The sequence below is a fragment of the Bradyrhizobium sp. USDA 4504 genome, from assembly GCF_054063995.1.
This window is the reverse complement of sequence record NZ_JBSSGV010000001.1, coordinates 6,580,041-6,592,627: the sequence shown is the minus strand read 5'-3', so window position 1 is coordinate 6,592,627 and position 12,587 is coordinate 6,580,041. Positions and strand designations below refer to the sequence as shown.

The following is a 12,587-nucleotide window of genomic DNA, read 5'->3' as shown; positions in this document are numbered from 1 at the left end:
GCTATTTGAGCCAAACCAGCAGCGGGACGGGCGCGCGTCCTTCGCAGGACAGCGTGCCCTCGTAATTGCGCGTCTTGCGCGCGCTGTAGGTGCAGGGCGCGCCGTCCAGCACCAGCTCGGCGGTGACCTGCGAATCCGCGCCCGTGATTTGCAGCTTGATTTCTCCGGCGCGTTCGTCCGGCCCGTCTTGCGTGCAGATGCCCACATGCTTCATCTTGAGCGGTCCGGAGAACTGCCTCGGCGCGTCCGGCGCGCTTTCGGTGAGATGTCCGGTCAGCTCCCATTCGCCGAGCACGCCGGCCTGGCCGAGGATCTCCATCGCGCCAAGCGGCAGGGTATGGCAAAGCGATAGCGCAACGGCGCCGAGCAGCGCCGCTCCACCGTTGCGCCATGTCGCCCGTGGCATCACAGCTTGCTTCCGGTCGTCTGGCGCAATTCGATCAGCTCCGGCCGCGACAGATCGGCATCCGCGGTGAGCCGGGCAATCTGATCAGCGCATTCCCGGATCTTGGCCTGATCGCCGGCCGCCTTGGCGCTCTTGATCATGCCGAGATAAGTCGCCAGCCGGTTGGGCTCCTTCTTGAGCACGGCCTCATAGGCGGCGAGCGCCTCCCTGGCCATGCCGCGATCGAGCAGCATCGCCGCGTAGAGCTCGCGCGCCGGCGCCAGCGGTCCCGGCGTGACGGGGTGCTTCTCGGTCTTGTCTTCCGCCTCCGCGGCGGCATTCATCGCGCTGAGCGCATCGTCGTATTTGCCTTCCGCGTACAGCACCCAGGCGCTCGCGATCTGCTGCTGGATGTCGACGATGTTGGACCAGTAGGCGTCCTTGGCGTCCCTGAGCTTGTCGCGCAACTCGACGAGCTTGGCGACATCGGCCTTGGCGGCGGCGGGGTCACCCGAGCGCGCGGCGCCGACCGCGCGGGCGAAATAGGTGATGGCATCCGCATAGGCGTATTTGGTGGGATGCACTTCAAGCGCGGCGGCACCCTTCCAGTCGCCGCGTTCGAAGACATAGCGGGCCTGGCTTGCCGCCACCGCGAAGGGGCCTGCGAACCGGTCGAGCTTGAACTGAAGCTTGCCGAGCTCGTCGATCACCGCACGCGCTTCCTTGTCTTGGCCGAGCTGGAGATAGGCATACACCAGATAGTCCATCGCGTGCGCCTGGTCCTGCTGCTCGCCGTCTTCCCTGGCGATGCGTGCGGATTCCTTGTTCGAGGCGATCGACTCCTTCCAGTAGCCGACGCGCGTGAAGATGTGCGACGGCATGTGCTGGGCATGCGGCGCGTGTTCGGCGATCTTGGCATAGCGCATCGCCGCGGGGAGGCCCTTCTCCGCGAGCGCCGGGTAGTCGTAGAGATGGATCAGATAGTGGGCGATGCCGGGGTGCTCGGGCTGGCGCTTGAAGATCGGTTCGAGCAGCGCCGCGCCCTTCAGCTGGTTGGCATAGGTCTTGTCGCCCGGCGAGGCCGCGACGTTGAGCGTGATCGCATAGGCGATCTGCGCCTCGTCATCGTCGGCATAGTGCGTCGCGACCTGCTCTTCGGCGGCGAGGAATCGCTGCACGCGGGTGCGGTGATCGACCTTGTCGTAGTCGACATACATCGCCGCGATCGCATCGATGTATTCCCGCTCGCGCGGGGTGCCGGCATTCAGCGCCTGGCCTTTTTTCGCTGCTTCAAGGCCGAGCGGAAGGTTTTCCGGCGGCGGAGGCGCGTGCGGATTGTAGAGATAGCTGAGCGCGATGCCCCAATAGGCGATGGCGCATTGCGGGTCGGCCTCCAGCGCCTCCTCGAAGGTGCGCCGCGACGCGCTGTACCAGAACGAATGCTGATACAGCATGGCGCGATCGAACAGCTCCTGCGCTTCGGGCTTGCAGGATGTCACGAAATGGACTTTGCCCAATCGTTGCTCGGTGGAATCCGAGGCGGCAGGCTGCGAAATGGTCGCGGCAATGAGGCCAACGACCACAGCGAGGGGAAACCGTGTCATGGGACCCGCTCCGTGGCGTTGAAGGCGAAAACCGTACGATATCACCTTTCCCGCACCGCCGGAACAGCAGGGGCCGTTCTGGTCTAGCTGTCCAGCGCGATCCCTAACGCTTTGATCTTTCGGTACAACGTCGCGCGGCTGAGCCCGAGCGCCGTGGCCGCGTCCGTCACTCTTCCGTCATTGGCTCGCAATGCATCGACGATCGCGGTGCGCTCGCCCGCTGTGTGATCGGCCTCCGCGCCGCGTGCGCTGAACGGCGGCAGATCGAGATCGGCCTCGGTGATAAGGCCGTGCTCCGCGGTGGCGCCGGCGAGCCGCAGCACGTGGCGAAGCTGGCGCATGTTGCCGGGAAACGGATAGGCCATCAGCTGCGCCCAGGCGTCGGCCGCGATGCGGCAGTGCGGCGCTTCCTCGTCGGCGATCTGCGCGATGACGTCCTTGCGGTCGGCGCGCTCGCGCAACGCGGGCAGGCGGATCTCCATGCCGCGCAGCCGGTAATACAGATCGGAGCGGAAGCTGCCGTCCTCCGCCATCCGCGCCAGATCACGGTGCGTGGCGCTGATCAGGCGGATGTCGACCGCGACAGGCTTCAGCGCACCGAGCGGCCAGACCTCGCGGTTTTCCAGCACGCGCAGCAGCCTGGTTTGCAGCGAAAGCGGCATGTCGCCGATCTCGTCGAGGAACAACGTGCCGCCGCTGGCTTGCACGATCAGCCCCTTCGATCCCTCGCGCCGCGCGCCGGTGAAGGCGCCGGCTTCGTAGCCGAACAGCTCGGCATCGATCAGGCTCTCCGGCATCGCCGCGCAGTTCAGCGCGACGTAGTTGCGGCCGGCGCGATTGCTCGCCGCATGGATGGCGCGCGCGAACACGTCCTTGCCGGCGCCGGTCTCGCCATGCAACAGGATCGGCAGATCGAGATTGCCGACCGTCATCAGCCGCTTCACGCCCTTGATCAGCACGGGATCGCGGCCCGCCAGCCGGTGCAGGCCGGAAAACTGTCCGGCCGGCTTTTCGCGCGGCGGTGTGGATGGTGGACGCGGCGAACGCGCCCGCACCGGCGGCGCCAGACGGCCGCGTCCCCACGGCGTGCCGTCGGCGCGACGCAGCGCGACCTGCTCGTCCGCGGCGCGTGCCGCGCGATCGTCGAGTTGAACGAGATGCGACAGGTCGATGCCGTCCTCGATCATCGCATCGGTCAGGCCGAACGCGGCGCGCGCGGTGCGGCAGGCGCCGACGACACGGCGGTCGTCGTCATAGGCCAGCATGCCATGCCCGTCGCCGGGCAGCATCGCGATCCAGGAGGCGCGGTAGCGCCGGCGGAAGAACGACTGCTCGATCCGCCGCGTCGCCTCCGTAGTGACGGCGAGCGCCAGCTCATGCGCGCTGCGGCCGAGATCGCTGCGGCACGAGGTGATGTTGACGGCGCCGGCGAGCCGCCCGGCATGATCGAACAGCGGCGACACCGCGCAGGTGAACATGTGCCACTGCTCGCGGAAATGCTCGTCGCCATGCACCAGGATGGGCCGCTGCTCGGCGAGCGCGGTGCCGAGCCCGTTAGTGCCCTCGAAAGTCTCGGCGAAGTTCGAGCCGGTGTAGATCTTCCATTCCAGGAACATCCGCGCGTAGTCGCCGCCGGGCAGCCGGCTCACCAGCATGGTGGCGTTGGGATCGGCGAGATTGACGCAGTAGCCGGAATCGTGGAGCACGCGGGCGAGGTCCTCGAGCTCGGGGATCGCGACCTGGATCAAATCCTCCATCGGCTCGGCGATGTGCCGGATCTCCGCCTCGGTCAGGGTCTGCGGCGGCCCGCGCCGGGCCGGATCGAGGTTGTGATTGACCAGGCAGCGCCGCCAGGACGCGGCGATCCGCGTCTCGGTGTCGACGCCGGCCACCTGGTTGGCCGCCGACAGAACACGGGCGACGTGATTTGAGGCCGAAAGATTGGCCATCCAGAGGTCTCCACCCCTAATTTTCCGCGAAGTCTGGCAGTCCGCGGCCGAATGTCAATTGGCCGACGGCGTCGCGGGACCCTTACCTCCCCTTGCAAAGGGGAGGTCGCTTTGCTCGTGAGAGCAAAGCGGGTGGGGATCTGCTCTCTCGGCTTGCAGCATCGCCTGCGGCTGACCCCCATCCCGACCTTCCCCCTTTCAGGGGGAAGGAGAAGGCGGATCGCAGCCCGAGTGGAGCCAACGGGCTACGGGGATGACTTCACCTCGCCAGCGGTGAAGAGCACGAACGAACGCCCCACCGCCTTGTACGTGCCGTCGAACGCAAACTGCGCGCCTGCCGGCTGTTCCGGCGCGTTGGTGTCGAGCAGCCGCGACCAGCGCGGTCCGGCTGACGTCGGCGGCAGCTTGAAGTCGACCTCGCCCTCGTAGCTGTTGAGGATGACAAGCACAGTGTCGTCCTCGCCCTCACGCGCGATCGCGGTCTTGCGCGCGCGGCCGTCGAGCACGACGCCGAAGCATTTGATCCAGCCGGTGCTCCAGTCGGCCTGCGTCATCTCGACGCCCGAGGTGCTGATCCAGACCACGTCGCGGATCTCGAGCTGCGGATCGCGATCGCCGGAGAGGAAGCGGCTGCGGCGCAGGATCGGATAGTCGCGCCGCAGCTTGATCATCCGCTTGGTGAAGGCGAGCAGCTTCCCGGCGTCGTCGGAAAAATTCCAGTCGAACCACGAGATGTCGTTGTCCTGGCAGTACGCATTGTTGTTGCCGCGCTGGGTGCGGCCGAACTCGTCGCCGCCGAGCAGCATCGGCGTGCCCTGCGAGGCGAGCAGCGTCGCCAGCATGTTGCGCTTCTGCCGTTCGCGCAAAGTGCGGATATCCGGATTGTCGGTAGGGCCCTCGGTGCCGCAATTCCAGGAGTGGTTGTCCGACGAGCCGTCGTTGTTGTGCTCGCCGTTGGCCTCGTTGTGCTTGTTGTTGTAGCTCGCCCAGTCGTTCAGCGTGAAGCCGTCATGGGCGGTGATGAAGTTGACGCTGGCCCAGGTGCGGCGGCCCTCGCGGTTGAACACGTCGTGCGAGCCGAGCAGCCGCGGTGCCAGGCTGCCTGGCGCCGCCTCGCCGCGCCAGAAATCGCGCACAACGTTGCGGTATTTGTCGTTCCACTCCGCCCAGCCCGCCGGGAAGCCGCCGACCTGGTAACCGCCGGGGCCGCAATCCCAGGGTTCGGCGATCAGCTTGACGGTCGCGAGCAGCGGGTCCTGGTTCATCGCCTTGAGGAAGCCGGACTGCTCGTCGAAGCCGTAAACCTCACGTGCCAGGATGGTGCCGAGATCGAAGCGGAAGCCGTCGACATGTATGTGGCCGGCCCAGTAGCGCAGGCTGTCCATCACCATCTGGATCACCCGCGGATGCGACAGGTTCACCGTGTTGCCGGTGCCGGTGTCGTTGATGTAGTAGCGTCGCTTGTCCGGCAGCAGGCGGTAATAGCTCGCATTGTCGATGCCCTTGAACGACAGCGTCGGGCCGCGCTCGTTGCCTTCGGCGGTGTGGTTGTAGACGACGTCGAGAATGACTTCGAGGCCGGCGCCATGCAGCCGCGACACCATCTCCTTGAATTCGCGCAGGCTGTTCGGCACGTCGGCGGCGTAGCGCGGATCCGGCGCGAAGAAGCCGATGGTGTTGTAGCCCCAGTAATTGGTGAGGTGCTTGTCCAGCAGGTTGCTGTCGTTGATGAAGGAATGCACCGGCAGCAGCTCGACCGAGGTGATGCCGAGCGCCTTGAGATGGTCGATCGCAGCGTTCGAGCCGAAGCCGGCATAGGTGCCGCGCAAATGTTCGTCGATGCCCGGGTGCTGTTTGGTGAACCCCTTGACGTGGGTCTCGTAGACCACGGTCTCGTCCCAATGCACGTCCTGCCGCTGCGCCTCCTGGACCCAGTCGAAATTGGGATCGACCACCACGCATTTCGGCATGAACGGCGCGCTGTCGCGCTCGTCGAAGGTGAGGTCGTCGCCGCTCTCCATCTTGTAGCCGAACACCGCCGGATTCCAGGTCAGGCTGCCGGCATGGGCGCAGGCGTAGGGATCGAGCAGCAGCTTGTTCGGGTTGAAGCGGTGGCCGCCGTCCGGCTGGTAGGGACCGTAAACGCGATAGCCGTAGAACGTCCCCGGCTGCACGCCATTGATGAAGCCGTGAAACACCTGGTCGGTATATTCGGGCAGCTCGAAGCGGTGCGTCTCGCGCTCGCCGTCGAACAGGCAGACCTCGACCTTGGTCGCGTTGGCGGAAAACACCGCGAAATTGGTGCCGTGGCCGCTCCAGTGGGCGCCCAGCGGATAGGGCAGCCCCTCCTCAATGACGTAATCGGACATCGGTCCCCCAAGGCCCCTGACAGGCCGTCAGATCAATCTGCAACAAACGCCGCCGCGCGGGAAACGTTGCATGGGCTAGTTTAGCGGCAGTTACGCTTGGTTCGTATGACGCGGGCGGAACGAGATGCAAGGCTCGGCAAGAGATGTCGCGAGAATGCGGTCGTATGACTCTCTGCCACAATCTCGATGTCGTCCCGGGCAAGCGCTGCGCGACCCGGGACCCATAACCACGAAAGCAAATTGGCTTGCAAAGCTGGAGCCACAGCGTGCTTCGACAACGCAACTCCGTAGTTATGGGTCCCGGCCCCCGTGTGCAATTGCGCACTAAGCCGGGACGACAGCGGAGGGCTTGTTGAGTGCAATGCTAAATCAGCCGCATGCCCTTGAAGCTGGTATGCCCGTTCTTGCCGACGATGATGTGATCGTGCACGGCGATTCCGAGCGGCTTTGCGATGTCGACGATGGCTTTCGTCATCTGGATGTCGGCCTGCGACGGCGTCGGGTCGCCGGACGGATGGTTGTGCACCAGGATCAGCGCGGTGGCGGACAATTCCAGCGCGCGCTTGATCACCTCACGCGGATAGACCGGGGTGTGATCGACGGTGCCGGTCTGCTGCACCTCGTCGGCGATCAGCTGGTTGCGCTTGTCGAGGAACAGGAGGCGGAACTGCTCCTTGTCGGCGAACGCCATGCCGGTGCGGCAATAGTCGATGACGTCGTTCCAGGACGACAGCGCGACGTTGCGCCTGATCTCACCCTTGGCGATCCGGCCGGCGGCCGCGGCGAGCAGCTTGAGCTGGTTGATCGAGGCATCCTTGACGCCCTCGACCTCGCGCAGCCGCGCCACCGGCGCGTGCACGACCTCGGCGAACGAGCCGAACTTCTTCAACAGCGCCTTGGCCAACGGCTTGGTGTCGCGGCGCGGGATCGCGGCGAACAGCGCCATTTCCAGCAGCTCATAGTCGGTCAGCGCGTCGGGACCGGCCGCATAGAAGCGCTCGCGCAGCCGTTCGCGATGGCCGTGATAATGTGGCGTCTCGTCGGGCTGATCGGGGCTGTCACTGGCTTTGGCGGGCATCGGCTACAACCATGCCGTGCTCGCGGCGATTTGCAAGAGCCGATGCAACTGCCGGGTTTGCCACGATGCTTCGGGCGAATTACCGTCGGCGGCAACGGTTCGAGAGCAAGAGGGGGAGGGCGGCGTGACATCATTCAAGGTGATCCGCTCGCGCGCGGAGAAGCGCAAGGGCGGGCCGAAGGCGCTGGAGAAACTGCTGCGGCCGCCGGCGGGCGCCAAGGCGCTGGCAAAGCTCAGCGACGACCGCGTGCTGGCCGAGATGACCAGGCGCGTGTTCTGCGCGGGCTTTGCCTGGAGCGTGATCGATGCCAAATGGCCGGGCTTCGAGGAGGCGTTCCTCGGCTTTCAGCCCGCCAAGCTCGCCTTCAAGCCCGACGAATTCTGGGAGAAGCTCGTCAGCGACGCCAGGATCGTGCGCAACGGCGCCAAGATCATGTCGGTGCGCGACAACGGCCGCTTCGTGCAGGAGATCGCGCGCGAGCATGGCAGCTTCGGCAAATTCCTTAGCGCCTGGCCGTCATCGGATGAGGTTGGACTGCTGGAGCTATTGGCCAAGCGCGGCAGCCGGCTCGGCGGCAACACCGGACAGATGCTGCTGCGCTTCCTCGGTTGGGACGGCTTCGTCACCTCGCGCGACGTCGTCGCCTGCCTGCGCGATGCCGGCCTCGATATCGCCGAGGAGGTCAAGTCGAAGCGCGATTTCGCCAAGGTGCAGGCGCAGTTCAACGCCTGGGCGGAGGAGACCGGACTGTCCTATCTGCATCTGTCGCGGATCTGCGCGATGTCGATCGGAGAGAACCATACGCCCGAGGAGATCATCGAGCGCACGCGGAGCGATTATTGACGAGGACGGTTACAGCTGAACCCGATTAGACCTGAACCCACGGCTTCTCGCCATGGCGTTCGGACAGCGTGAAGATCTCGACGCCGTCGGCGGTGACGCCGACCGAATGCTCGAACTGCGCCGACAGCGAACGGTCGCGGGTCACCGCGGTCCAGCCGTCGGACAGGATCTTCACATGCGGCTTGCCGAGATTGATCATCGGCTCGATGGTGAAGAACATGCCGGGCTTCAAGGGCGCGCCTTCGCCGGGGCGGCCGATATGGATGATGTTCGGCTCATCGTGGAACAGGCGGCCGAGGCCGTGGCCGCAGAAGTCGCGCACCACGCTCATGCCCTGCGGCTCGACATAGCTCTGGATGGCATGGCCGATATCGCCGGTGGTGGCGCCGGGCTTCACCGCGGCGATGCCGCGCATCATCGCCTCATAGGTCACCTCGATCAGCCGCTCGGCCTTCCGCGCGATGGCGCCGATCGCATACATGCGGCTGGAGTCGCCGTACCAGCCGTCGACGATGAAGGTGACGTCGACATTGACGATGTCGCCTTCCTTCAGCGGCCGGTCGCCCGGCATGCCGTGGCAGACCACGTGATTGATCGAGGTGCAGGTCGAGTAGCGATAGCCGCGATACATCAGCGTCGCCGGATAGGCGCCGTGGTCGAAGGCGAACTTGCGAACGAACTCGTCGATGACCGAAGTCGGGATGCCCGGCTTGACGATGTCGGTGAGCACATCGAGGCATTTCGACACCAGGGCGCCCGCCTTGCGCATGCCGGCAAAGCCGCTCGGTCCGTGCAGCTTGATCTGACCGGTCTTGCGAAGCGAGGTGTCGGTGGCGTCGATATAGCTCATGGGCGGGCTGTTTCTGCGGGCAAGGGGCTGATTTCAGGCCCTAATTTAATGATCGGCGCGCCCGGCGCAAGCCAGGTTGGGCATGGGGACATGTCCAAACGGCTTGATTTTCAGGCCATATCCGGAACAGCGGCCACCGCTGCGGCGAAAAGACCGCGCTCAAGCGCTAATTGGAGACCTCGACCACGCTCTCGACCGGCAGCGCGCCGCCGCGGATGCGGAGTTCCCGCACCGGGTAGGGCACCCTGACCCCCTCCTGCTTGAAGGCGTCCCACAGCGACAGCATGACGTCGCTCTTCACATTGTCCATGCCGTCGGGGTCGGCGATCCAGAAGGTCAGGGAGAATTTCATCCCGGCCTCGGCGAACTCGGTCAGGATGCAGTTCGGCGTCCGGCCCTTGGTGGCGCGCGGATGGGCCGCCGCGGTCGTGATCGCGAGCTTGCAGACCTGCCGCGGATTGGCGTCGTAGTTGGTGGAGAAGGCGATCTTCACCAGCGTGTTCTTGTCGGTATAGGTCCAGTTGGTGACCTTCTGCGTCACCAGGTCCTCGTTCGGGATCAGGAACTCGCGGCCGTCGCCGGCGGCGACCGAGATGTAGCGGGTCTTCATCGCGCTGATCCGGCCCGAATTGTCGCCGATCGTGACGAGATCGCCGGGCTTCACCGATTTGTCGACCAACAGGATCAGGCCGCTGATGAAATTGGCGACGATCTTCTGCAGGCCGAGACCGATGCCGACGCCGGCCGCGCCGGTGAACACCGCGAGCGCTGAGAGGTTGATGCCGACCGCGCCGAGCGCGATCACGATCGCCGTCACCATCAATCCGATGCGGATGATCTTGACCAGCAGCACCTGGATCGACGGCGTCAGATCGGTGGCGCGGTTGATGCGGCTCTCGGCGAAATTGCCGGCGAGGTTGGTCAGCCACAGCGCCACGATCAGGAGCGCGCCGGCCTTGATCAACAGCAGCGGAGAAAGGCGGAGGCCGCCGACCACGACCGCATACGCATCCAGCGTGTCGGCCGCCCAATCGAGCTGGCCGATGATGCTGAGGGCGGCGACCACCCATGCCGCGATCGAGACTGTTTTCACGATGAAGGCGTTGTCGATCACCGAGGTGACGAGGCGGATCACCAGCCAGGCCAGCGCCAGCTTGGCGGAGACCGCGATCAGATAGCTGCGGCTCGGCCAGGTCGCGTGCCACATCACGATGCGGGAGATGATCATCAGGACCGCGAACACGGCGGTGGAAGCGCTCTTCACCATCACGCGGGCGAAGTGCCGGAGCGGCAGCGGCCAGCGCATCGCCAGCGACGACATGTCGACCCGCGCATGAATGGCGGTGTCGGCGGCGTAGGCGAGGCCGGCGGCGGCGAGGATGATGCCGAATTGCAGATAGAACCAGGGCGAGGCGACCTCGGCGCCGACCGAGCGCGCCGCCATTTGGATCGATTCGAGGACGTCCTTCCAGTTCATGTCCATCGGCAAAATCTCAACTCGAAGCGCGGGTCAGCCAAATGTGATTCGAATGCCCCGCGAGAATCCCACAAAGGCGCACACGCGACCATCGATACAACACAGTGTCGGGGCGACCTAGGGCTGATGAGACCGGGCACATTGCCGCTTATGTCAGAAATCGGTTGGCGTCCCAGTGTGGCGACGATAAGGATGCAATTGCAAGTATTTGAGACCTCCGAAGGCGCATGGCATCCCTCGACTCCGTCAGTATAGCGATCCTGCTCGGTGCGGTGCTGGTGATGGCCGGCATCCTGTCGAGCCTGCTGGCCTTGCGGTTCGGCGCTCCCTTGCTGCTGGTGTTCTTGCTGGTCGGCATGCTGGCGGGCGATTCCGGCCCCGGCCGGCTGCAGTTCGACGACGTCCGCACCACCTATCTGGTCGGCTCGGTGGCGCTGGCGCTGATCCTGTTCGACGGCGGATTGAAGACGCGGTTTGCCAGCATCCGCACCGTGCTGGTGCCCTCGATGGTGCTGGCGACCGCCGGCGTGCTGTTGACCGCGCTGATCACAGCGCCGGTCGCCCGTTTCGTGCTCGACCTCAACTGGACCGAGTCATTGCTGGTCGGCGCCGTCGTGGCCTCGACCGACGCGGCTGCCGTGTTCCTGCTGGTGCACACCCAGGGTCTGCGGCTACGCCCACGCGTCGGCGCGACGCTGGAGGCGGAATCCGGCACCAACGATCCGTTCGCGATCTTCCTCACCTTGATGCTGGTCGAGTTCATCTCGATCGGCCAGAGCTCGGCCTCGCACATCGCGCTGGAGTTCATCCAGGAGGCGGTGTTCGGCGCCATCATCGGGGTGATCGGCGGCCGGCTGGTGGTGATCGCGCTGAACTATGTAGCGCTGCCGCAGGGCCTGCATGCGCCGTTCGTCACCACCGCGGCACTGGTGATCTTCGGCGGCTCGCAGATCGTGCATGCCTCGGGATTTCTCGCGGTGTATCTCGCCGGTATCATCATCGGCAACCGGCCGACCCGCGCGCATAATTCGGGTGGTGACGTTCCTCGACGCCGCGACCTGGCTGGCGCAGATCGTGATGTTCGTGCTGCTCGGCCTCCTGGTCTCGCCGCATCGCCTGCTCTCCAGCGCCGGCGGCGCCGTGCTGGTGGCGTTCGCGCTGATGCTGGTGGCGCGGCCGCTGGCGGTGCTGATCTGCCTCGCACCGTTCAAGTTCAACTGGCGGGAGAAGGTCTTCATCGCCTGGACCGGCCTGCGCGGCGCGGTCGCGATCTTCCTCGCCTCGATCCCGATGCTGGTCGGCCTGTCGAAGGCCTATCTCTATTTCGACGTCGCCTTCGTCGTCGTCATCATCTCGCTGCTGTTGCAGGGCTGGACACTGGCGCCGGCGGCACGGCGGCTGCACGTCGCGCTGCCGCGCGCCGAACGCGGCCCGCGCCGCGTCGAGCTCGATTTGCCCGGCCAGCTCGAGCAGCAGCTGGTCGGCTATCCGGTGCGGCCGAAGAGCCTGTACTTCCGCCGCGGGCTGATCCCGTCCTGGTCGAAGCCGACGCTGGTGATCCGCGACGAGCGGATCCTGACGCCGACCGAGGCCGATCCGGTCGCGCCCGGCGACTACATCTACCTGCTGGCGCCGCCGGAGCGCGCCGAGGCGCTCGACCGCTTCTTCGTCGACATGGCGCCGTCGAGCGCGCCCGATCCGCATCTGCTCGGCGACTTCATGGTGTCGGCGGAGCATACGCTCGGCGAACTCGCCGAGATCTACGGCGTCAAGGTCGACGAGCACCAGGCCAAGCTGACGCTCGCCGACTATTTCGACGTCAATCTCGACCGCGCGCCGAAGGAAGGGGCCGAACTGGCGCTCGACGAGATCGTGCTGGTGGCGCGCAGCATCAGCGGTGGCCGCGTTAACGTCGTCGGCCTGCGCCTGCCGGAGGAAGAGGAGAAGGTCGCGCCGCAAACGCGGATGCAGATCGTCAAGCGCAAGCTCGCCGATATCTGGGCGTCGGTGGCGGGGGTCTGAGGCGCGCCG

The 12,587-nt window shown here is 65.7% G+C and carries 8 protein-coding genes and 1 pseudogene; 2 read left to right on the top strand and 7 right to left on the bottom strand.

The window, feature by feature from the left end; genetic code table 11:
- Nucleotide 1: 1 nt before the first annotated feature.
- The 5 genes from ACVMB1_RS30965 to radC form a co-directional block, all read right to left on the bottom strand.
- Complete coding sequence (locus tag ACVMB1_RS30965; protein WP_076831180.1) at nt 2-406, bottom strand: hypothetical protein; 405 nt, start codon at nt 404-406, stop codon at nt 2-4.
- The gene (locus tag ACVMB1_RS30960; RefSeq protein ID WP_076831177.1) at nt 406-1,989 is read right to left on the bottom strand and encodes a tetratricopeptide repeat protein; all 1,584 of its coding nucleotides are present in this window, start codon (nt 1,987-1,989) and stop codon (nt 406-408) included. The genes ACVMB1_RS30965 and ACVMB1_RS30960 overlap by 1 nt, the downstream gene beginning before the upstream one ends.
- An 83-nt stretch (nt 1,990-2,072) precedes the next feature.
- Nucleotides 2,073-3,938 carry a sigma-54-dependent Fis family transcriptional regulator gene (locus tag ACVMB1_RS30955; RefSeq protein ID WP_076831175.1) on the bottom strand — a complete coding sequence of 622 codons (1,866 nt, stop codon included), beginning with the start codon at nt 3,936-3,938 and terminating at the stop codon, nt 2,073-2,075.
- A 245-nt stretch (nt 3,939-4,183) separates the two neighbouring features.
- Complete coding sequence (glgX, locus tag ACVMB1_RS30950; protein ID WP_456849649.1) at nt 4,184-6,307, bottom strand: glycogen debranching protein GlgX; 2,124 nt, start codon at nt 6,305-6,307, stop codon at nt 4,184-4,186.
- A 364-nt stretch (nt 6,308-6,671) separates the two neighbouring features.
- Complete coding sequence (gene radC, locus ACVMB1_RS30945; protein WP_076831172.1) at nt 6,672-7,385, bottom strand: RadC family protein; 714 nt, start codon at nt 7,383-7,385, stop codon at nt 6,672-6,674.
- A 124-nt stretch (nt 7,386-7,509) separates the two neighbouring features.
- On the opposite strand from radC, the gene ACVMB1_RS30940 reads away from it, so the two are divergent.
- Nucleotides 7,510-8,229 (top strand): DNA-3-methyladenine glycosylase I, encoded by a 720-nt coding sequence (locus ACVMB1_RS30940; RefSeq protein ID WP_076831169.1) that lies wholly within the window; start codon nt 7,510-7,512, stop codon nt 8,227-8,229.
- Between the two features lie 25 nt (nt 8,230-8,254).
- Here ACVMB1_RS30940 and map read toward each other — a convergent pair whose 3' ends face one another.
- Together map and ACVMB1_RS30930 are read right to left on the bottom strand one after the other, a co-directional pair.
- Nucleotides 8,255-9,079 carry a type I methionyl aminopeptidase gene (map, locus tag ACVMB1_RS30935; RefSeq protein ID WP_076831166.1) on the bottom strand — a complete coding sequence of 275 codons (825 nt, stop codon included), beginning with the start codon at nt 9,077-9,079 and terminating at the stop codon, nt 8,255-8,257.
- Nucleotides 9,080-9,245: 166 nt separating this feature from the next.
- Complete coding sequence (locus ACVMB1_RS30930; RefSeq protein WP_076831164.1) at nt 9,246-10,562, bottom strand: mechanosensitive ion channel family protein; 1,317 nt, start codon at nt 10,560-10,562, stop codon at nt 9,246-9,248.
- A 221-nt stretch (nt 10,563-10,783) separates the two neighbouring features.
- Between ACVMB1_RS30930 and ACVMB1_RS30925 the strand changes: the two are divergent.
- Nucleotides 10,784-12,578 (top strand): annotated as a pseudogene (locus ACVMB1_RS30925) (potassium/proton antiporter).
- Nucleotides 12,579-12,587: the final 9 nt, after the last annotated feature.

Coding starts and splice junctions, on each gene's coding strand:
- ACVMB1_RS30960 (WP_076831177.1), bottom strand. CDS start 1,989: ATGACACGGTTTCCCCTCGCTGTGGTCGTTGGCCTCATTGCCGCGACC.
- ACVMB1_RS30965 (WP_076831180.1), bottom strand. CDS start 406: ATGCCACGGGCGACATGGCGCAACGGTGGAGCGGCGCTGCTCGGCGCC.
- map (WP_076831166.1), bottom strand. CDS start 9,079: ATGAGCTATATCGACGCCACCGACACCTCGCTTCGCAAGACCGGTCAG.
- ACVMB1_RS30930 (WP_076831164.1), bottom strand. CDS start 10,562: ATGGACATGAACTGGAAGGACGTCCTCGAATCGATCCAAATGGCGGCG.
- radC (WP_076831172.1), bottom strand. CDS start 7,385: ATGCCCGCCAAAGCCAGTGACAGCCCCGATCAGCCCGACGAGACGCCA.
- glgX (WP_456849649.1), bottom strand. CDS start 6,307: ATGTCCGATTACGTCATTGAGGAGGGGCTGCCCTATCCGCTGGGCGCC.
- ACVMB1_RS30955 (WP_076831175.1), bottom strand. CDS start 3,938: ATGGCCAATCTTTCGGCCTCAAATCACGTCGCCCGTGTTCTGTCGGCG.